This is a genomic window from Pedobacter anseongensis (assembly GCF_037482965.1).
Taxonomy (GTDB): Bacteria; Bacteroidota; Bacteroidia; order Sphingobacteriales; family Sphingobacteriaceae; genus Pedobacter; species Pedobacter anseongensis.
Genome location: NZ_JBBHKB010000001.1, coordinates 691,241 through 711,931, shown reverse-complemented (window position 1 = coordinate 711,931; position 20,691 = coordinate 691,241). Strand labels below are relative to the sequence as shown.

Sequence of the window (20,691 nt, the reverse complement as noted above, 5' to 3'; positions counted from 1 at the left end):
TATTTGATTTTAATTATTGGAATGCGGCTTGTATTTTACTTACCAATCTGGTGTTAATCATGTCTCTAGACTGGAAAATCATATTTTTTATGGCTGTTGGACTGGATATTCCGTGTCCGATTAAAACGGGAGCATTTACACCTAATACTGGACTTCCACCATAGTTCTCATAGTTGAAGCGATCGAAAAATTCGTCTTTTAATCCTTTTTTAATGGTTAATACATAAAATGATTCGGCTAATTTAAGCATCACATTTCCTGTAAAACCGTCGCAAACAATTACATCAGCTTTATCATTAAATAAATCTCTACCTTCTACATTACCAACAAAATTAAAGAGAGTTTTTTCTTTCATCAAGCGGTGACTGGCCAATGCAAGCATATTTCCTTTTTCGTCTTCCTCGCCAATATTCATTAATGCCACCTTTGGGTTTTCAATCTGCATGATATTTTCTGCGTATAGGCTCCCTAAAACTCCAAATTCTAATAGGTTATCTGGCTTGCAATCGGCATTGGCACCCACGTCTAATAGTAAACCAGCACCTCCTTTTAATTTAGGTACTATGGTGCATAAACAAGGGCGAGAAATACCTGCAATTGGTTTTACGCTAAATACTGCGCCTACAAGCATGGCTCCAGAATTTCCGGCGCTTGCAAAAGAATCTATTTTTCCTGCTTTTAAAAGTTGAAAACCAATAGCAATGCTTGAATTTGGCTTTTGAAGAATTGCTTTTGTGGCGTGTTCGCCCATTCCGATTACTTCTTCGGTATGGTGAATTTCGAAGTGATCGGGATTGAATCCCTGCTCCAAAAGAAGAGGTTTAATCTGCTGGGTATCTCCAATAAGAACGATTTGCTCGTTTGGAGTAAGAGATTGATGAGCAGCTATTGCTCCTAAAACATTTGCTTTAGGAGCATAGTCTCCGCCCATTATATCGAGACCTATTTTCATAGTAAAAATCTTTCGTGTATAAAGGTAGGTTCGAAGTTAAACTTAAACCAATGGAAACACAAAAATTTTAGTAGAAAATTATCCTAGTGAAGTGTTTTCTATAACTAATTTACCGTTGTAGTATAGGTTACCGTCAACATTGTATGCATGATGAGGAACATGTACAGCGCCAGTAGTTTGGCAAGTTGCCAAAGAAGGAGCTACTGCTTTATAGTGCGTTCTTCTTTTATCTCTTCTTTGTTTCGAAATCTTGCGTTTTGGATGTGCCATTGCTTTATTTGATTATTATTTTAATTTTTTTAATGCCGCCCACCGAGGGTCGTCAGGTTGTTCTTCTTCTTCTGCGCTTCCGCTGGCTAATTTCGTTAAGGTGGCCATCATTTCTTGGTCGCACGCTTTGCCAACTTGTTCGCATCTATTAATATAGGGTACTGCTACTGTAATGAATTCGTAAATTAACTCCGAAACATCTAAAGCACTTTCCTTTTTACTTAGCACGATAATTTCTAAATCATCGCTTTCTAAATTGTCTTCAGCAAACTTTACAATCTGCCTCTCTTTAATTTCAAGTGGTTGAGAAAACTCAGCCAAACATTTGTCGCAGTTCAATTGAATCGTACCTTCAATTTCGAAGTGCAAAATTAACATGGTTTCTTGCTTATCAAGTTCGACCATCGCTTTAAGCACACCGTCTTTTACCAAAGAGTACTCAAATGCATTAAAAAAGCTTTTATCAATCTCAAACTCAAATTGATGTTTGCCCAATTTTAAGCCTGTAAACGGGATTGAAAATTGTTTTAATGCCTTCAATTGTAACTAAATTTTAGCCTGCAAAGGTAAGAATAAATTTATTAAAATGAAATAAATTTTAGAAAAAATGGACTCTATTAGTGTTGTTTCTTTTTTAGCTGTTCCATCATTTGCTTCATCATCTCTTTCTTTTTTTCGGGGCTAATGTTCGTGTATGGATTGCCCTTGGTTTCTTTGTAGTCTGCCGGAACCGTAAACAGTGAAGCGCTTAAAGGCTTTGTCTCATACTTCATAAGTTGCATCGTTAGCTTTGGTGTAGTAGTGCCAGGGTTAAAATAAACCGTTTTTACCATCATGCCCGAAATACCTTTCCTTTCAAGTTCATCTATTAACTTTTTGTCTAGGTTGGCTTGGTTGGTTTCAATAGGTAAATGAAGCGTAGGCAAATCTTTAGTATACCAGGTATCAAAAGATTTATCGTCGCTCTTTATTCGTACGCGTGTGCAATTATATATTCCAACTTTTTCCTTGCCTACTATAGTAATCGTATAGCTTTTTGTAGTTGGTTTCATTTTTGGTTTTACTCTTTTTGAATAGGATTTGGAAAATGAATTGAGCGTGATTATTTCATCGGGATTCTTTTTAAGCACTAAGCTTGTTATCGTTATGTTCATCCCTGCCATATCGGTGATTAATTCCATTCTAGCATCGCCATTCTTCGCATACATCTTGATATCTATTGCTCTTCCGCTCTGATCTTTTGTTGAATAATAGGCATACCTATCTTCTGCAGTCGAATTTTTTGCGAGAGTGCAAACAAAGAATAGGCTAATAAGTAGGGCTTTAATTCGCATCATCCTTAACATCGGCGGCGGTTTCTATAATTTTTCCGCCAGAGCGAAGTTGGTTGCCAAGTAGAAACTCTTGCTCTCTGCGATACTTTACAATGTGTACAGCAGCAAACAAGGCTTCCATAAAAGAGGTAGGATCGGCTTTGCCTTTACCTGCAATGTCGTATCCAGTTCCGTGATCAGGCGAGGTACGCACAAATTTTAATCCTGCTGTATAATTTACTCCCGTTTCGAATGCAATGGTTTTGAAGGGGATAAGTCCTTGATCGTGATACATGGCTAAAACTGCATCAAATTGTTTGTATGTTCCATTCCCGAAGAAACCATCGGCCGAGTAAGGGCCAAAACAAATAATGCCTTTATCGAATGCCTCTTGTATAGCTGGACTAATAATTTCTGATTCTTCAGCACCTAAAAGACCATTGTCGCTGGCATGAGGATTTAGGCCCAGCACCGCAATTTTGGGTTTTTCGATCCAAAAATCTTTCTTTAAGCTGTCGTTAATAAGCTGTATTTTTTTGACAATTTTTTCTTTGGTGATTGATTTAGGAACGTCCAACATTGGAATATGCCCGGTAACAACTCCTACACGTAGTGATTCGCTAATCAAAAACATGAGCACATCTCTACTTCCGCTACGTTCTTGTAAGTATTCGGTATGTCCTGGGAATTTAAAGGTATCGGATTGTATATTTTGTTTGTTAATGGGTGCGGTAACTAAGGCATCAATGGCACCACTTACCAGATCGTCGGTTGCTTTTTCTAACGAAAGCAGCGCATATTTCCCTCCAATTTCTGTACTTGTACCCAGTTCAATTTTTACATCTTCATCCCAGCAATTAATTAGGTTTGCTTTTCGCGCATGAGCCTGCTCCGCTGATGGAATTACATTAAACATAAAATCGCTTAAGCCTAATGCCTTTCTGTGGTATGAAGAAACCTTTGTATTGCCATAAACAATGGGTGTACAATAATCTAGAACCTTGTTTTCGGATAATGTTTTTAAAATTACCTCTAAACCAATACCATTTATATCGCCTATGCTTATCCCTATTTTAACTTTATCGCTCATACTAAATGAAGAATTTGGCGCAAATTAGTGAATAAATGAGTGAAAAAAAAGTTTTACCACCGAGGGCACAGAGTTATTTCACAGCGAGAGGAAGCATTTTAATTCATAATACTCTGGGCCAATCTCAGCGTTCTCTGTGTTAAAAAACAAATCATTAAATAAAACCTTAACTTTGCCCTAATGAGTTTAGTTAAAGCCAAAAAACATTTAGGTCAACATTTTTTAACCGACAAGAAAATTGCCGAGAAGATCGTGAATGGCCTTATTCACACCGAACACTATCATCAGGTGTTAGAAGTGGGGCCAGGTATGGGTATTCTTTCTGATATTTTACTAGAACGAAAAGATTTAGAAACGTTTTTAATTGATATTGATGTAGAATCTGTAGCTTTTTTGGCTTCAAAATATCCTCAGTTGGGCGAGCGTCTCATTAGTGGTGATTTCTTAAAACTGAACCTAAACTCTATATTTCAAGGCAAATTCGCTGTAATTGGTAATTTTCCTTACAATATTTCATCACAAATTTTGTTTAAGATCCTAGAGCATAAAGACCAAGTTGTAGAAATGGTTGGTATGTTTCAGAAAGAAGTGGCCGAGCGTTGTGCTTCGAGAGAAGGATCGAAGGAATACGGCATTTTAAGTGTGTTAATTCAAGCTTATTACGATATTGAATATTTATTTACGGTTAAACCGGGTACCTTTAATCCCCCTCCAAAGGTAAATTCTGGGGTTATTCGCTTGAGCAGAAATAAAATGGAAAATTTGCCCTGCGATGAGAAATTGTTTTGGCGGACGGTTAAAGGTGGATTTAACCAGCGACGTAAAACGCTTAGAAATGCCTTATCGGGTACTATTCCAAAGGATAAAATGGATAGCCATCCTTTTTTTGATAAGCGGGCCGAACAATTATCGGTTTCCGATTTTATTGCCTTGACGCAGCATTTAAGTTTTTTGATGCAACCTTAACTGGTTTAATTTCGTCTATAAATGATGAGAAAATTAATTTTAGTATTGCTATTGCTAGGTGTTGCCAAGTTGCATGCGCAAGAACAACAAAACATTGCCGATTTAGATGCACTCTATCAGGCCATTCAGCTCACGCCTTCTTATAAGGCGCAGCTTAAAAACGATTATTCTTACCGAAAACTTTATGAAAATCTTCGGAAGGACTTAAAATCTTCAGATGATTTCGTTGTTTATCAACAATTATTGAAATTAATTTATCCTTTAAAAGACAATCATTTAGGTTTTTATCGTAAGCCAGATTCTTCGTATAAGTTTAATTATTTAAAACCGGCAATTAACAGCGTGGAGTTGGAAAAAAAATATGCCACTAAACCTATCGATAGCATTGTTGGCGTATATTATTCGCTCAACGGCAAAAATAAGGCGATTATTTATGAACAGTGGCCCAAAATTTTTTATTTACAAAATCTAAACACGGGAGTTGTCGAAGCGATTCTAAATCAGACAGATCCCACCCGATTTGAAGGCATCCGATTTTTAAATCCACCGGTTCCTTACCTGCTTTACAGAAATGTAAGGTTTAGAAATGGGCGAATTGATGACTTAGGCTATCGCAAAGTGCAAGGCGAAAGTTTTAATGAACTGCAGAAGGGGATTGGGAATTTTGAGTACAAAGATTTGGGGGAAGACATCGGGTATTTGAGGTTAAGCAGTTTCTCTGCCAACAACGATAATGTAAAGAAGGCAACCGATTTTTTCAATGAAACGAAGTCGCAAATTGTGGCCTCAAATTTAATCGTCGACGTGCGAAATAACGGTGGGGGTGCCTATAAAACGTCACAGCAGTTTATTAACTTTTTGAAAAGCTACAAAGGTCATGTTTATATCCTACAGAATGGGTTTAGTGTAAGTAATGCCGAGCAATTTTTGATCCGTTTGAGGGGCCGAAAAAACATCACAACATTAGGCGAGACAACCAAAGGAATGATTACCTATGGTAGTAATTATGGTAAAACAATCGCATTGCCGAGCGGTCGCTTTCTGTTTTACCCAACCGATATGAACGGGAGAGCAGAAGAGTTAAAATATGAAAATATTGGTGTAGATCCCGATGTGAAATTGGATAATCGTGGTGGTGATTGGATTATTCAGGTAAAGGAATATATAAAGAGAAAGATGTAATGCAGAAGAAAATATTAATTGTTGATGATCTCCATCCGGCATTTGCCGAGCAAGCAAGAGCCTTAGGATTTGAAGTTGATGATAGACCATTAATCACTAGAGAAGAAACCTTAGCTAGTGTAGCAAGCTATGTTGGAATTGCTGTTCGTACTAAATTTCGAATAGATAAAGGGCTATTTGATGCGGCAACGAACTTGAAATTTGTAGCAAGGGCAGGGGCAGGTCTCGATAACATTGATGAAATTGAGGCAAAAGAAAGAAATATTCAATTAATTAATGCGCCTGAAGGCAATTGTGATGCCGTTGGCGAACATGCACTTGGTTTATTGCTATCCCTCATGAATAATTTGCGCAAGGCGGATGCAGAAATCCGTAACGGAATTTGGAATAGAGAAGGGAACAGGGGTTACGAACTAAGGGGCAAAACAGTGGGTATAATTGGCTACGGTTTTATGGGGAAAAGTTTTGCCAAGAAATTAGCAGGCTTTGATGTTAAAATTATGGCTTACGACAAGTATAAAACTGGTTTTTCTGATGATCATGTTCGAGAAGTAAGCATGGAAGAGATTGTAAAACATAGCGATGTACTTAGTTTGCATATTCCTTTAACAAAAGAAACCAAAAAAATGGTAAATGAGGAGTATTTTTTCCATTTCAAAAAGCCGATATTTTTTATCAATACCGCTAGAGGTGAAATTGTAGATACTATGGCTGTACTTTCTCAGCTAAAAACAGGAAAAATTTTAGGAGCTGGTTTAGATGTGCTCGAAATCGAGAAATTTCCATCGCTCGGAGCTCAAGCTTGGTTCGAAGAATTGAAAGAAAATGGACAGGTTATCCTTACGCCGCATATTGCGGGGTGGACCTTTGATTCGTATCGCAAAATTTCTGAAGTTTTGGCGCAAAAGCTAGTGGATTTAAAATTATAATTCCATAAATTGCAGTTAAAATTCATAACCCACAACTGAATATGGCAAAAGAACATCAATATAAAACCAACTTAGTTTGGGCAGGTAATAAAGGATCTGGCACGATGGATTATCGCTCGTATGATCGAGATTTTGTGGTGTCTATTGAGAATAAACAACCCATTTCAGGCTCATCTGATTCTGTTTTTTTAGGCGATAAGACAAAATATAACCCAGAAGATTTATTACTCTCGTCTATTTCATCCTGCCACATGCTGTGGTATCTGCATCTTTGCTCAAAAAACGATATTGTGGTAATGGAATATAAAGATAATGCCATTGGAACAATGGTAGAAAATGCAGATGGCAGCGGTCAATTTAAAGAAGTTCTCCTTCAGCCCGAAGTGCTAATTTCGAATGCAGCGCAAATTGACCAAGCCAATGCTTTGCATGAAGAAGCGAATAAAATGTGCTTTATTGCAAATTCGTTAAATTTTCCAATTAAGCACGTTCCAAGCTGCAAGGCGATTAATTAATAATTTACGGCGTTTTCCAAGTATTGTCTTTTGGTGTAGCATCCATAAAAATGCCGCCATCTAGCTCAACTGATTTTATTTTTTTCTTATTTGTAAAATTGATCAAAGCAGCTTTCTGGTTGGTTTTCCAAATGGCTGGACTTTGATGCAAAGTTTGTTTTGTAGCATCATTATAGGTAATTACCACATCAAATGGTATCGCAAAGCCGCCCTCATTTTTAATAGCGATTGTATTTTTTCCGGCAGATGAAGTAACCTTCGAAACCGCAATATCGATGTAGTTATTGCTAAAAAACCAGTTGTTGAAGAACCAGTTAAGGTTTTGTTTAGCTCCAGCATTCATCGAATTAAAATAATCCCATGGAATGGGATGTTTGCCGTTCCAGTTATCCATATATTGATGTAATGCTGTTCTAAAGAGTTCATCGCCCAGCATATCTTTTAAAGCTAAATACGACAACGATGCTTTGCCATAGGAATTATTGCCATATCCACTACCCGATAATTGAGTAGACATAGAGATGATGGGCTGATCTTCCTCTGTAGATTTATCATTAATGTAACGTTGAACCCTAAAAGATTTATAAAATTTATCTGCAGCTTCTTTCCCATGTTCTGCAATCCCAATTAAATATTCTAGGGTTGTAGCCCAGCCTTCATCCATAAAGGCGTATCGGGTTTCATTTATGCCCATATAAAAAGGAAAATAGGTATGAGCAATCTCATGATCCTGCACTAATTGTGCAAATGTTAAATTGCCAACTTGGGAATCATTAACCATCATTGGATATTCCATATCTGCGAACCCTTGAAAAGCAGTCATTTTAGAAAATGGATAAGGAACTCCTGGCCAATTGTTAGAGAACCAGGCTAAAGCATAATTGTTGTTTTTAACCGAATTAACAAAGTCTGTTCCTTTTATATCATAAGCTGCTTGAGTACTCACCCTTCGGTTGGTTTTTGCATCTACGATAGTGCTACCTGCATCCCATAAATAGGTACTGCTTAATGCAAAGCAAACGTCAACAATATTGTTTGCAGTGAATTTCCAAGTATTCCATTCGTTTTGCGCAGTCACTTTACCATCTTTCATTTCTTGTTCGTTCGCAATATGAATCACCTCATCGCTGCTATACGATTTTTTAAGTCTAGCTGCAAATTCTGCCTGTAACACTTCATCAGGGTTTAATAAATCGCCTGTGGCATACACTACATAGTTTTTTGGTGCTTTTATCGAAAATTCATAATCGTTAAAATCGTTATAGAACTCTTGACGGTCTGTATGTGGTAATCTGTCCCAGCCATTGTAATCGTCGTAAACGGATACCCGGGGATAGCTATAGGCAACATACATTGTTGTTGCATTAATTTGTCCTTCACGTCCACTTTCTTTAGACAAAGGATAGTTCCATTCGATGTTTAATTTTGTTTTTTGACCAGGCAAAATTGGGGTTTTTAACCTTACTTCTCCCGTTGTGCCCCAACCTTTACCGGTAACTTGACTATATTTCACCTCATTTACAGCAAAGGAGGTAATGGTTAATCCCGCAGAAAGAAAATCATCACTTACCTCGCCACCTCTAGGTGAACTTGGTTTATGTAAGTTGTTTACAAAGCGGATGGTAATTGATTTCAGTGTATCTTTACTATTGTTGGTATAATCTATATTTTCTGTTCCGCTTACTATCTTGGTGTCTGGATTTACGGTAATTTCCATAGTATATTTACCATGGTTTTGCCAGTAATTTTTACCTGGCTTGCCATCCATTGAGCGAGTTCCTTTTTCAAATGCAGCTTTAATATTTCGAGGCATATAAAGTTCTTGCGCCAAAAGTGTTGTAACACTGATACATAGAATTATGAGTAGAAAAATTCTTTTCATCTGTTTATAATTTTTGTTTTTGTGGTAAGATGTTCCTTACCATGACTTTTTAATTGGTATGTAAAAATAAGGTATTACGAGCACTTTAGAATTTTTATAACTTCATTTTTACTTAGATCATTCATATTCTTTCGTTTTGCGGTTTTAACGCAGATTTAACTGGGATTTTCAAAGAGCGCTTAGCGTGGAGTTTTTAAACTAAATTTTCTAGGCATGCAAAACGCTCTCTGCTCTGCATGCTCCGCCAAACTATCTAGTCTTTATACTTAAACAGTAATTTTCTAACAAATATTTGCTTTTGTAAGAATAGCCTTATATCTTCGTTTTAGTTGAAGCAAGACTATGTAGGCTAATTGCCGATGTAGTCTTGTTTGTTTTTTATAGGATTAGTATAAAATAGTTGAGCGATGACAGAGATAACATACTATACCCAAGAAGGGTTAGATAAATTAAAAGAGGAAGTACATTATTTAAAAACAACGGGGCGTCAGTTAATTTCGAAGGCAATTGCCGAGGCTAGAGATAAAGGCGATCTTTCTGAGAATGCCGAATACGACGCGGCGAAAGAGGCGCAAGGGTTGCATGAGGCAAAAATTTCAAAGCTCGAAGCTACGCTATCTAGTGCTCGTTTAATTGATGAATCGAAGTTAGATTTAACAAAAGTCTTAGCCTTATCTATTGTTAAGATAAAAAATCTTAAAAATGGAGCAACCATGAGCTATCAGCTAGTGGCCGAAAGTGAGGCGGATCTAAAAACCGGAAAAATCTCCGTAAAATCGCCTATTGCACAAGGTTTATTGGGTAAATCTGTTGGCGATACAACTGAAATCCAAGTGCCAGCTGGCAAAGTTGAATTTGAAATATTAGAAATTTCTAGATAAATAGTGTTGCAGGTTGTGAGTTGCAGGGCTAGGCATATCCCTACATATGTTATGTAAAGCTCTTAAACTTGCAACTCACCACCCACAACTCGTAACACAAAGTAAAATGAGCATTTTTTCAAAAATTGTAAGCGGAGAAATTTCAGCACATATCGTAGCAGAAACGGCAGATTTTTTAGCTTTTTTAGATGTTAATCCATTGGCAATGGGGCACGTATTGGTTATCCCTAAGAAAGAAATCGATTATATCTTTGATATGGATGATGAAAGCTATTTTGGCATTACCCTTTTTGCGAAAATTGTAGCAAAAGGCCTAAAAAAAGCATTTCCGTGTCGAAAGGTGGGTGTTGCAGTCATAGGTTTAGAAGTTCCGCATGCACACATTCATTTAATACCGATGAATACGGTAAGTGATATGAATTTTGCGAAAGAAAAATTAAAGCCAAGTCAGGAGGAGTTGGCAGAAGCTGCTGCTAAGATTAAAGCGGAACTTTAGTTGTTGCGGGTTGTCTGCCGTGTGTGTAACGGTATTGCGTCTACTATTTCAATTTCTCATTATTCTTGTGCCGCTCTGAATCTCTATTGGTTTTCTTTTCTAGATTTTTGATAAAAGCCGCATTTAAATCTATACCTGTTTGATTGGCTAGGCAGATGAGGACAAATAGCACATCCGCCATTTCGTCGGCTAAATTTACGGCTTCGTCGCTTTTTTTAAATGATTGTTCGCCATATTTTCGCGACATGATGCGGGCAACTTCGCCCACTTCTTCCATTAATATAGCAGTATTGGTTAGTTCATTAAAGTAACGTACACCAGTGGTCTTTATCCACTCATCTACCTGTTGTTGTGCTTGTTCTAAAGTCATTTTTTTGGGTTTTCTACCTAATGATTATCCTTATCTTTCGTATCCATCACTATCGTTACCGGCCCATCGTTTAATAGGCTAATTTTCATGTCCGCTCCAAAAATACCACATTGTATTTCTTTGTTAATTAAGGTTGCTAGTTGCTTAATCATTTCCTCGTACATCGGAATGGCTTTATCAGGGCGTGCCGCTCTCGTGAATCCTGGGCGATTGCCTTTTTTTGTAGCGGCAAACAAGGTAAATTGACTAATTAATAAAATGTTGCCATTAATATCCGCCAAGGATTTATTCATGAGCCCATTTTCGTCGTTAAAAACACGCATATTAGCAATTTTTTGTGCCAGCCAAACTATATCTTCCTGCGTATCCGCATCTTCAATGCCTAAGAGCACCAAAAAGCCATCATGTATTTCGCCAGTAATTACCTGATCTACTGTACAGCATGCTTGTGTTACGCGTTGTAATATTGCTCTCATCTTTTTAGTCTTTAGTACTGAGTCTGCAGTTTTGAGTCGATTACTGGATTTAACTCCAGACTTAAGACTAACGACGCCCGGCTGTTATGCTCTCGTATCATTTCCATGGTACATGCTTAAATAACTTTCGTATCTACTTACTTCAATTTCATTGTTTTCTACCGCTTTAATTATTGCGCAACCGGGCTCATTTACGTGTCGGCAATTGTTAAATCTACATTGGTTTAGGCGATCACGCATTTCTACGAAATAGTGACTTAACTCTTCAGGTTTAATGTCGAAAATCCCTAACTCGCGAATGCCTGGAGTATCGATCAAATAGCCTCCAAAAGGCAAGGCATGCATTTCGGCAAAGGTGGTGGTGTGTTGACCTTTATCGCTCCAATCGGAAATTTCACCAGTTTTGATTTCGAAACCTGGCAATAAAGCATTAATTAAACTCGATTTGCCAACGCCAGAATGTCCAGAAAATAAGGTCGTTTTATCTTTTAATAACGCTTTGATCTGGTCTATATTTGTTCCCTTTAGGGCAGAAACTTCATAGCAAGGGTAGCCTATTTTTTCGTAGATAGCTTTATATTCGGCCAAAATCTCAAGCCCTTGCTTGCTAAACAAATCTAATTTATTAAATACCAAGGAGGTTGGTATACTATAGGCTTCTGAAGTTACCAAAAAACGATCAATAAAACCCAAAGATGTTCTTGGGGAGGCTAACGTAACAATTAAAAAAGCCTGGTCTAAATTAGCCGCAATAATCTGAGCCTGCTTCGAAAGGTTAATCGATTTTCGAATAATGTAGTTTTTACGGTCGTGTAGCGTGTCTATTATGCCAGTCTGGGCATTAGGCTCTAATTCAAAGCCTACTTTGTCGCCAACTGCAATGGGGTTGGTAGTTTGGATGCCCTGAATACGAAATTTACCTTTTATTCGGCAATCATAATTTTTACCGTCTTCGGCATAAACCTGATACCAGCTCCCGGTTGATTTGATAACTAATCCTTGCATATAGGGAGGTAAAGGTAGTAATATGATTACACAGATTAAAGCGTCTAAAAATTATCACGTGCTTATGCGATTGACGCCTTTATTAGTATCTCTGTAATGCAAACGGTTGATATTGAAGATGTGGTTCACTATTTCACTGCTATTTGTCATTTTCAAAAAGTAGCGCTATCCGTTTTGCCGGTTATAAGTGTTGAAAAAATTACAAGCTTAATGGATATTGATTCGTAAATTGATACTATTATCACTTTTTCAATAAAAATTTTTAATTATTTTCAAATAATACTTGACATTGTAAAAAATAATCGCCTACTTAGCGGTGTAAAAGTTACACTAAGAACGAAATGATTTTTAATTACACCATTATTACCATTATTACATCAACAACAGGCATCGGCCTGATGGGGAAACGCTAGTGGTATAATTGAAACACAACATACAAAAGCGCTTCCGACAAAATCGGGAGCGCTTTTTTTTTAAGATAATACCATGAATTCTTGATTGGTCAATTAACATCATTAACCGGATCATGTATTCCATTTACAATAAAAAGCAATAATATACGACTATGAATATTTTAAAATTTGGTGGAACTTCGGTAGGTTCAATTGAGAGCATCAGCGCCTTATTGAGCATTTTAGAAAAGGAGCAACAACAAGCAGAAAGACCTGTAATTGTATTGTCGGCTATGAGTGGGGTTACCAACCTCCTTACGGCAATGGCCGAAAAGGCCGCCATAGGTAAAGATTATAACGAAGAGTTAAAGACAATCGAAGATCGGCATTTTGAAGTGGTTAGAGCATTATTACCTGCTGCAGCTCAAAACCCTGTGCTTACTAAGCTTAAGCTCTATTTTAATGAGTTGGAAGAGCTTTTGCAGGCCATTTTTAATTTGCAAGAATTAAGCTTACAAGCAAAAGATTTAGTTTTGAGTTATGGCGAACGTTGTTCTACCTTTATGATCTGCCATATTGCGAAGCAACAATTTCCAGAATCGGTTTTTGCAGATGCTGTTCAGTTTATTAAAACGGATAGCAATTTTGGTCAAGCTAAAGTAGATATGCAATTAACCGATTTTTTGGTGAAGGATTTTTATCAAACCCACATTGGTAAAATGCTTTTTGTAACAGGTTTTATTGCCAGTAACGATGCCCAACGGGTAACTACTTTAGGTAGGGGGGGTAGCGATTATACGGCTGCTATTTTAGGGTCGGCGTTAAATGCCAGCGAAATCCAAATTTGGACAGATGTGAATGGGATGATGACAGCAGATCCACGGATGGTTAAAAAAGCATTTTCTTTGCCCGAGTTAAGTTATATCGAAGCGATGGAACTATCTTATTTTGGTGCAAAAGTAATTTATCCACCAACCATGACACCTGCTTTTTTAAAGAAAATCCCCATCGTAATTAAAAATACATTTGATGTTGATTTTGAGGGCACTTACATCCGCCATGGGGCGAAACCATCTGCCTTGCCCATTAAAGGGATTTCATCGATTGATGAAATTAGCATTATTAACTTGGCTGGAAGCGGCATGGTAGGAAAGGCTGGATTTAGTGGCCGATTGTTCTCTTTATTATCTCGCGAGCAAATTAATATTGTTTTAATTACACAATCATCTTCAGAGCATAGTATTACCTTTGCGGTTAAGCCCGATGATGCCATAAAAGCGGTTGCTTTAATTGCTAAAGAATTCGATCTCGAATTACAAGCTAAAAAGCTGGAAGTACCTGAAGTAGAAAACGGGCTTGCTGTTTTAGCTATAGTGGGCGAAAACATGAAACGTACGCCTGGTATTTCTGGGAAACTGTTTCATGCACTTGGTCGGAATGGAGTAAATGTTCATGCAATTGCACAAGGTTCTTCAGAATATAACATTTCGGTAATTATCACTAAAACCGACTTATCGAAAGCCATAAACGCAGTTCATGATGCTTTTTACGCCGAATTGAATAAAACATTGCATATTTTTTGCTTGGGTACCGGAAACATTGGCAAAACCTTATTTAAACAATTGTTGATTCAAAGGCCTTTTTTAGCAAAGAATAACGATTTGCAGGTAAAAGTTATGGGAATTAGCAATACTCGAAAAATGCTTTTATCGCCTAACGGCATTTCTTTAGAACATTGGGAAGAAACCTTAACTACCGAAGGAGAAGAGGCAAATCTAAATGATTTTGTGGCGAATATGAAAGCCATGAATTTGCCGAATTGTGTGTTTGTAGACAATACCGCAAGTGCGCTTCCCATACCTTTTTACCAAGGTATTTTCGAAGCCAGTATTTCGGTAGTTACCTGTAACAAAATTGGCAATTCGGCAAGTTTCGAACAGTATAAAACTTTTAAAGATACGGCGCGGAAATATGGCGTAGATTTTTACTACGAAACCAATGTGGGTGCAGGTTTGCCAATTATCAGAACTTTAAAAGATTTAATGATGAGTGGCGATAAAGTGGCTAGAATTGAAGCGATTTTATCGGGTACGATTTCTTACATCTTTAACCATTTTAAAGGTGATACGGCATTTCACGAAATTGTGAAAGAGGCACAAGAAAAGGGGTATACCGAACCCGATCCTCGCGACGATTTAAACGGGAAAGATTTTATGCGTAAAATGCTAATTTTAGCGCGCGATGCAGGTTATGAGTTTGAAGAAAAGGATGTAAGCATAGAAAGTATGCTCCCTGAACCCTGTTTGCAAGCGCCTACGGTTGAAGAATTTTATAAACAACTTGAACTTAATGCTGCCTATTTTACCGCCTTAAAAGAGGAGGCGGCCAGTCAGAAAAAGGTGCTTCGTTACATTGGGAAGTTAGCTGATGGAAAAGCGTCGATTACCTTGCAAATGGTTGATGAAAACCATCCTTTTTATATGCTTTCGGGCAGTGATAATATTATCTCGTTTACTACTGATCGGTATAAAGACCGTCCGTTAGTAGTAAAAGGACCCGGAGCAGGCGCAGAAGTTACTGCTGCTGGCGTGTTTTCGGATATCATAAACGTAGGTGGGGAAAAGGGATAATGAAAGAAATAAAAGTTTTCGCTCCTGCCACCGTTGCCAATGTGGTTTGTGGTTTTGATGTCCTAGGATTTGCTGTAAATGAGCCTGGAGATGAAGTTACGATGCGGTTGGTTGATGAGCCTGGTGTGCGCTTATTAAGAATTACGGGAGATGATGGGCGACTTCCTTTAGACTCTGCTAAGAACACGGTAAGTGCAAGTGTGCAACATTATTTAAGCCATTTAAACAGGCTCGATGTTGGTGTTGAGATTGAACTGCATAAAAAAATGCCAATTGGAAGTGGCTTAGGCTCAAGTTCTGCAAGTACTGTGGCGGGTTTGTTTGCCATTAACCAGTTAATGGGCAATCTATTATCGGCTAAAGAACTTGTCCCATTTGCCATGAAAGGCGAAGAATTAGCCTGTGGTTATGGTCACGCCGACAATGTTGCACCTGCGTTATTGGGTGGGTTTGTATTGATCCGAAGTTACGATCCTTTAGATGTAATATCACTACCAACTCCTTCAAATTTGTTTGCAGCTATTGTCTATCCTGAGGTAGATGTACCCACTAAGGATGCTCGACAAATGATTCGTGCGAAAGTGTTACTTAAAGATGCTGTAGTGCAATGGGGAAATGTTGCAGGTTTAGTGAGTGGCTTGTTCTTAAATGATATTGATTTAGTTGGACGAAGCATGAAAGATGTGCTAATTGAGCCTGTACGTTCGATATTGATTCCCGATTTTGAAATTTTGAGGTCGTTGGCCATGGAGAATGGTGCGGTAGGTTTTGGGATTTCAGGCTCTGGTCCGTCGGTTTTTGCTTTAACAAAAGATGAATCTACTGCAAGGAAAATAACAGATGCGCAGCAACGCCATTTAAGTAAATTAAATATTAATAGTAATGCCTATGTATCGTCGGTTAATGCCGAGGGGCCTAGGGTAATGTAATAGGAAGATGAAGTTATACAGTACCAACAATAACGATTTACGAGTTTCTTTTAAAGAAGCCGTTTTTAATAGTATGCCACAAGACAAGGGCTTGTATATGCCGGTTCACATTCCTCGGCTCGATCAAGCATTTATCGATACTATTGAGCACTATTCTTTACCAGAAATTGCCTTTAAAATTGCATCAACTTTGTTAGCAGATGAAATTCCTGAAAACGATTTACGGGCATTAATTGATGATGCAGTAAATTTTGAAGCTCCTGTAGTGAAGTTAGATGAGCACACTTTTGTACTCGAATTATTCCATGGTCCGTCGTTAGCATTCAAAGATTTTGGTGCTCGTTTTATGAGTAGGGTAATGGCTTATTTTTTAAGGGATGGCGAACAGTTGCTAGATGTTTTGGTAGCCACCTCAGGCGATACTGGGGGCGCAGTGGCATTGGGGTTTTTAGGGGTTCCTAATACGCGTGTTACCATTTTATTTCCTAAAGGAAAGGTAAGTGATATACAACGCTTACAATTAACAACCAATGGACAAAATATAAGAGCTATTGCTGTTGAGGGTACATTTGACGATTGCCAATCACTGGTGAAGCAAGCATTTGCTGATAAAGAATTGAATAACAAGTTTAGATTAACTTCTGCAAACTCTATCAATATTGCGCGATTAATTCCGCAAACTTTTTATTATTTCAATGCCTATGCGCAATTAAAGCGAGAAGGGTTTAAAAACGTAGTATTCTCGGTTCCAAGTGGCAATTTTGGTAATATAGGCGCAGGCTTATTGGCCTATAAAATGGGCTTGCCGGTACAACGATTTATTGCAGCAACTAATGCGAACGATACTGTACCTCGTTTTTTGGAAAGTGGTATTTACGAAACTAAACCTTCCGTTCAAACTTTTGCAAATGCGATGGATGTTGGTGCGCCAAGCAATTGGGTACGTATTATGGATTTGTTTGAAGAAGATCGATTAGTTATTCAGGAATTGGTAAAGGCCTACCGTTTTACGGATGAAGAAACACTGGTAGGGATTAAAGAGATTTATGCGAAGTATAATTATGTAGCTTGTCCGCATACCGCTATTGCCTATTTGGCGGTGAAAGCATTTGCTACGGAAAATCGAAGTTCTGATTTTGCAAACGTATTTTTGTCTACTGCCCATTCGTGTAAATTTCCTAATTATCTATCAACTGATGAAGGGTTGGCTGCAGTATTGCCAGTTCAAGTAAGCAAGCTTCATGAACGAGAAGAAGTTTACGCTGAATTGGGGAAAGATTTTGAAAGTTTTAAAACGTATTTGTTAAAAAAAAAATGCGGACATCCATCCGCATTTTTTAAACTAAAACTAAAACTAAACTAAATTTATGATGGATTGTGTGTATTATTCGGTTATTGAAAAATCAATTGCTTTTACTGTTGCTGCAGTTAAATTTTGAGAACGAATGTTTGAATTTTCGGCCACAAATGTATTCATGTTAACTTTAGATAAACTATTTACTACACTAAAATAATCTATAGTAGAACCAGTTAAATTTAAACTGCTATTATCTTTCACATCTGAACTTAAGCTAATGGTTTTGGTATTTAAATTTGCGGTTGCGTTATCTTTAAGGTTAACCTCTAAATCTAAAGCGCTAAAAGCACCGTGTGTTCTAACACTAGCGTTATCTGAAGCAGTGATTGCACTCAAGTTAGTTACATACACTACAACTGTTAATTTTTCTTTTTCGTAAGAGCTAATTCTTAATTCACCATTTTTCTGTTGCACCAAGGCGTTTTTTGCGTAATAGTTGTCATATACCTTTACACTTTCGTCTTCACTTTGAACTAAGATTACTTCTACATTTCCTGATACGGTAACTTTATTTACTTTTTTAACATCAGATAAAACGGTTACCGTATTGTTGTTGTTATCTGCTTTGGCAACGATGGTAGTGCTTGTTAATACTACGAATGTTAATGTTGCTGTGATTAGGTTTTTAATAGAAGTTGTCATACTATTTTTATTTTAATTTCTTTATTTTTTGTTTGTGGTTACCGCCCGTTATCAGGCTGGTTTCGTATATAAGACGCCATAAACAGCAAAAGGTTGCAATGAATATGCTTGTATTATACCATCAGGGGCTAACACTCGACCAACGCCAGTAATATTTCGACCAACGGGCATTAACAAAACAGAAAGAAATTCTGGTCGGTAGCAACACCGACCGGAAAAATAACGCTATTTAGCGTTCTTGCCTTTTAAATTGGTAATTTCAGCTTTCAACGCATCGATTTGTTGTTGCTGTTCTTTTATGCTCCCTACCAGCATCGGGATTAACATTTCATAATCAACCTTTTGAATTATTGCAGTTTTAGTATTGTTTTTTCCTGCATTATAGGTCAATTGTTGATTAACGATAAGTTGTTGATTAATTTTTAGTAGCTCTTCAACATTAAATCCACTATGTGTCGGTTTTAAGCTAAGCTTGTCTAGCCAATTTTTATCATAGCTAAAAGTTACTGGATCTAACTTAACAAGGGTTGCTAATGAGCTTTTGATGGGAGTGATTTTGGTTTGTTTAATAATTTGTGCATTAACTTGCATAGTAATGCCAATTATAGCCGTAGCTATAAGCATAATTGTTCTGTTCATGTTAAAAGTAGTTATTTTATGTAATTTAAGATTTTTGGGTATTGGTTATTCGCTTAAATCAGGGGGTGGGGTATTTGGGGATGGGCAGAATAGGGATAATGAAAACTGAACGGGTGTTAAACTCTTGAGTAAATCATCACGAACAGGTAGTAACAATTCAAGTGCTAATTCATGAATAAACGGAGAATTAAATGGTTCACTAGATTTTTCATCGCTTTCTTGACTCTTTTCAGAAAAATTTTCGGCGTAGGCTCTCGATGATGAGGAAAGTGTATTAAGCACGGTAAAAGCACCCACACTTATGAAAATGCTCATATATAGCAGTAAAAACCAGAATTTTCTTGTTTTTAATTCTTTCATACCATGCAAATTTAAAATTTTAAAGATGCTTTATAGCCATTTCTAGGTAATAACAGCAATAACTAATTGGGGTTTTAAAAAATTGCTCTTGCAATTTGCTTGGTTTGCTCAGGTCTGCCCATCGTATAAAAATGTAAAACCGGAGCGCCAAATTCAATTAATTCTTTGCATTGTTTAATCATGGCTGCTGTTCCTATCTCTTTGGCTTCCGCATTGTTTTTGGCATGCGATAAGGCCTCTGATAATTCGTCTGGCAAATCGATATGAAATATTTTAGGTAATACATTTAATTGAGAAAGGGTACTAATGGGCTTTAATCCTGGTATAATTGGTACATTTATGCCGTTTTCTCTACATTTTTTAACAAAGTCGAAGTATTTCTGATTGTCGAAGAACATTTGGGTAACAATAAATTCGGCACCCATGTCTATCTTTTGCTTAAGGAATTTGAAATCTGCATTTAGGTTGGGGGCTTCGAAATGCTTTTCAGGATAGCCTGCTACACCGATACAAAAATCACTTTTAAACGTTTCTATGTCTTCGTGCAAAAATTTGCCTTCGTTATGGTTTTTTATATGTTGAATTAAGTCTGTTGCATAGCAATGCCCACCTACAGTGGGAATGAAAGAACTATCGGCCGCGCGTGCATCTCCTCTTAAGGCTAGCACGTTATCAATTCCTAGGAATTGTAAATCAATTAATGCGTTCTCTGTTTCCTCTTTAGTAAACCCACCACAAATTAAATGTGGAACGGCATCAATTTTATATTTATGGATAATTGCCGCACAAATAGCAATGGTACCTGGGCGTTTACGGTACGAAACCTTTTGCAACAATCCATTTCCCTGATCTTTGTAAATGTAGTCTTCTCTTAATGAAGTTACGTCTATAAAAGGGGGGTTGAATTCCAAAAGCGGATCAATGGCGTCGTAAATCCATTGAATACTCTGTCCTTTTATTGGAGGCAGCAGTTCGAAAGAGAATAGGGTTTTTTTGGATTCTTGGATATGTTGGGTGATTTTCATTTTAGTACATAGTATATAGTCGTTAGTATCATGATTGGGTGCTTAAACTCTTTTGTAATCCACCAATCATCTTTTGGAGTTCGTTAATTTGTAATATTATGTTATCCAAGGTTTGCTTTTCAATATAGCCAAATTCATTCGCGAGTATTATTTGTGTTTCTAACTCAAATGCTGAGCCTAAACTGATACTTATAAAGTGACTAAGCTCTTTATCTGATTTTCTTCCACAGCCCTCAGCTATATTTGAAGGAATGGAAATGGCCGATCGAGTTAACTGGGATGTTAATGAATACCTTTCTTCAACAGGGAAACCACGAGTAATTTGAAAAATCAATTTAGAAATTTCTATACCCATCTTCCAAACCTTTAGCTCTCTAAAATTGTGCATCT

General features: G+C 37.3%; 23 protein-coding genes. 9 read left to right on the top strand and 14 right to left on the bottom strand.

Translation table 11 applies throughout. The annotated features are described in order from the left end of the window. Window positions 1–13 precede the first annotated feature (13 nt). The 5 genes from plsX to pdxA all read right to left on the bottom strand — a co-directional run bounded on the left by plsX (window position 14) and on the right by pdxA (window position 3,625). A complete protein-coding gene (gene plsX / locus WG904_RS03275; protein WP_339577853.1) occupies window positions 14–952 on the bottom strand; it encodes a phosphate acyltransferase PlsX in 939 nt (312 codons plus the stop codon). Window positions 953–1,030: 78 nt separating this feature from the next. Next, window positions 1,031–1,222 carry a 50S ribosomal protein L32 gene (gene rpmF, locus WG904_RS03270; RefSeq protein ID WP_339577852.1) on the bottom strand — a complete coding sequence of 64 codons (192 nt, stop codon included), beginning with the start codon at window positions 1,220–1,222 and terminating at the stop codon, window positions 1,031–1,033. Window positions 1,223–1,237: 15 nt separating this feature from the next. After that, window positions 1,238–1,762: a YceD family protein gene (locus WG904_RS03265; protein WP_339577851.1), complete on the bottom strand. Its 525-nt coding sequence runs from the start codon at window positions 1,760–1,762 to the stop codon at window positions 1,238–1,240. Window positions 1,763–1,839: 77 nt separating this feature from the next. Then, window positions 1,840–2,559, bottom strand: a complete 720-nt coding sequence (locus WG904_RS03260; protein WP_339577850.1) for a DUF4412 domain-containing protein — start codon at window positions 2,557–2,559, stop codon at window positions 1,840–1,842. Beyond that, window positions 2,546–3,625, bottom strand: a complete 1,080-nt coding sequence (gene pdxA / locus WG904_RS03255) for a 4-hydroxythreonine-4-phosphate dehydrogenase PdxA (protein ID WP_339577849.1) — start codon at window positions 3,623–3,625, stop codon at window positions 2,546–2,548. Before pdxA ends, WG904_RS03260 begins: the two co-directional genes overlap by 14 nt. Before the next feature lie 180 nt (window positions 3,626–3,805). On the opposite strand from pdxA, the gene rsmA reads away from it, so the two are divergent. The 4 genes from rsmA to WG904_RS03235 are packed head-to-tail and all read left to right on the top strand — an operon-like array spanning window position 3,806 to window position 7,217. After that, on the top strand, window positions 3,806–4,591 hold the full coding sequence (rsmA, locus tag WG904_RS03250) for a 16S rRNA (adenine(1518)-N(6)/adenine(1519)-N(6))-dimethyltransferase RsmA (protein ID WP_339577848.1): 786 nt from the start codon (window positions 3,806–3,808) through the stop codon (window positions 4,589–4,591). 21 nt (window positions 4,592–4,612) lie between these two features. Further along, complete coding sequence (locus tag WG904_RS03245) at window positions 4,613–5,773, top strand: S41 family peptidase (RefSeq protein WP_339577847.1); 1,161 nt, start codon at window positions 4,613–4,615, stop codon at window positions 5,771–5,773. Beyond that, the gene (locus WG904_RS03240; protein ID WP_339577846.1) at window positions 5,773–6,702 is read left to right on the top strand and encodes a 2-hydroxyacid dehydrogenase; all 930 of its coding nucleotides are present in this window, start codon (window positions 5,773–5,775) and stop codon (window positions 6,700–6,702) included. Before WG904_RS03245 ends, WG904_RS03240 begins: the two co-directional genes overlap by 1 nt. A 41-nt stretch (window positions 6,703–6,743) precedes the next feature. Beyond that, window positions 6,744–7,217, top strand: a complete 474-nt coding sequence (locus WG904_RS03235; RefSeq protein WP_339577845.1) for an OsmC family protein — start codon at window positions 6,744–6,746, stop codon at window positions 7,215–7,217. A 4-nt stretch (window positions 7,218–7,221) separates the two neighbouring features. On the opposite strand, the gene WG904_RS03230 is transcribed toward WG904_RS03235, so the two are convergent. Next, window positions 7,222–9,099, bottom strand: coding sequence for a M1 family metallopeptidase (locus WG904_RS03230; protein ID WP_339577844.1), 1,878 nt, complete (start codon window positions 9,097–9,099; stop codon window positions 7,222–7,224). Between the two features lie 407 nt (window positions 9,100–9,506). Here WG904_RS03230 and greA point away from each other — a divergent pair, with 407 nt between their 5' ends. Further along, window positions 9,507–9,980 carry a transcription elongation factor GreA gene (greA, locus tag WG904_RS03225; RefSeq protein ID WP_339577843.1) on the top strand — a complete coding sequence of 158 codons (474 nt, stop codon included), beginning with the start codon at window positions 9,507–9,509 and terminating at the stop codon, window positions 9,978–9,980. Window positions 9,981–10,086: 106 nt separating this feature from the next. After that, a complete protein-coding gene (locus tag WG904_RS03220; RefSeq protein ID WP_339577842.1) occupies window positions 10,087–10,476 on the top strand; it encodes an HIT family protein in 390 nt (129 codons plus the stop codon). A gap of 43 nt (window positions 10,477–10,519) precedes the next feature. Here the strand turns inward: WG904_RS03220 and WG904_RS03215 are convergent, their stop codons facing one another. The 3 genes from WG904_RS03215 to rsgA form a co-directional block, all read right to left on the bottom strand. Further along, window positions 10,520–10,846, bottom strand: a complete 327-nt coding sequence (locus tag WG904_RS03215; protein ID WP_339577841.1) for a nucleotide pyrophosphohydrolase — start codon at window positions 10,844–10,846, stop codon at window positions 10,520–10,522. 17 nt (window positions 10,847–10,863) lie between these two features. Then, a complete protein-coding gene (dtd, locus tag WG904_RS03210) occupies window positions 10,864–11,322 on the bottom strand; it encodes a D-aminoacyl-tRNA deacylase (protein ID WP_339577840.1) in 459 nt (152 codons plus the stop codon). Window positions 11,323–11,406: 84 nt separating this feature from the next. Further along, window positions 11,407–12,327 (bottom strand): ribosome small subunit-dependent GTPase A, encoded by a 921-nt coding sequence (gene rsgA / locus WG904_RS03205; RefSeq protein WP_339577839.1) that lies wholly within the window; start codon window positions 12,325–12,327, stop codon window positions 11,407–11,409. 565 nt (window positions 12,328–12,892) lie between these two features. Here rsgA and thrA point away from each other — a divergent pair. The 3 genes from thrA to thrC are packed head-to-tail and all read left to right on the top strand — an operon-like array spanning window position 12,893 to window position 17,641. Further along, entirely contained in the window at window positions 12,893–15,349 is a 2,457-nt protein-coding gene (gene thrA / locus WG904_RS03200) for a bifunctional aspartate kinase/homoserine dehydrogenase I (RefSeq protein ID WP_339577838.1), read from the top strand. Next, window positions 15,349–16,278: a homoserine kinase gene (locus tag WG904_RS03195; RefSeq protein ID WP_339577837.1), complete on the top strand. Its 930-nt coding sequence runs from the start codon at window positions 15,349–15,351 to the stop codon at window positions 16,276–16,278. Before thrA ends, WG904_RS03195 begins: the two co-directional genes overlap by 1 nt. 7 nt (window positions 16,279–16,285) lie before the next feature. After that, window positions 16,286–17,641: a threonine synthase gene (gene thrC, locus WG904_RS03190; RefSeq protein WP_339577836.1), complete on the top strand. Its 1,356-nt coding sequence runs from the start codon at window positions 16,286–16,288 to the stop codon at window positions 17,639–17,641. 21 nt (window positions 17,642–17,662) lie between these two features. On the opposite strand, the gene WG904_RS03185 is transcribed toward thrC, so the two are convergent. The 5 genes from WG904_RS03185 to WG904_RS03165 form a co-directional block, all read right to left on the bottom strand. Then, window positions 17,663–18,277 carry a GIN domain-containing protein gene (locus tag WG904_RS03185; RefSeq protein ID WP_339577835.1) on the bottom strand — a complete coding sequence of 205 codons (615 nt, stop codon included), beginning with the start codon at window positions 18,275–18,277 and terminating at the stop codon, window positions 17,663–17,665. Between the two features lie 225 nt (window positions 18,278–18,502). Beyond that, entirely contained in the window at window positions 18,503–18,916 is a 414-nt protein-coding gene (locus WG904_RS03180; RefSeq protein WP_339577834.1) for a hypothetical protein, read from the bottom strand. Between the two features lie 45 nt (window positions 18,917–18,961). Further along, window positions 18,962–19,231 (bottom strand): hypothetical protein, encoded by a 270-nt coding sequence (locus WG904_RS03175; RefSeq protein WP_339577833.1) that lies wholly within the window; start codon window positions 19,229–19,231, stop codon window positions 18,962–18,964. Between the two features lie 119 nt (window positions 19,232–19,350). After that, window positions 19,351–20,301 (bottom strand): methylenetetrahydrofolate reductase, encoded by a 951-nt coding sequence (locus WG904_RS03170; protein WP_339577832.1) that lies wholly within the window; start codon window positions 20,299–20,301, stop codon window positions 19,351–19,353. 28 nt (window positions 20,302–20,329) lie between these two features. Further along, window positions 20,330–20,689 carry a four helix bundle protein gene (locus tag WG904_RS03165; protein WP_339577831.1) on the bottom strand — a complete coding sequence of 120 codons (360 nt, stop codon included), beginning with the start codon at window positions 20,687–20,689 and terminating at the stop codon, window positions 20,330–20,332. Window positions 20,690–20,691: the final 2 nt, after the last annotated feature.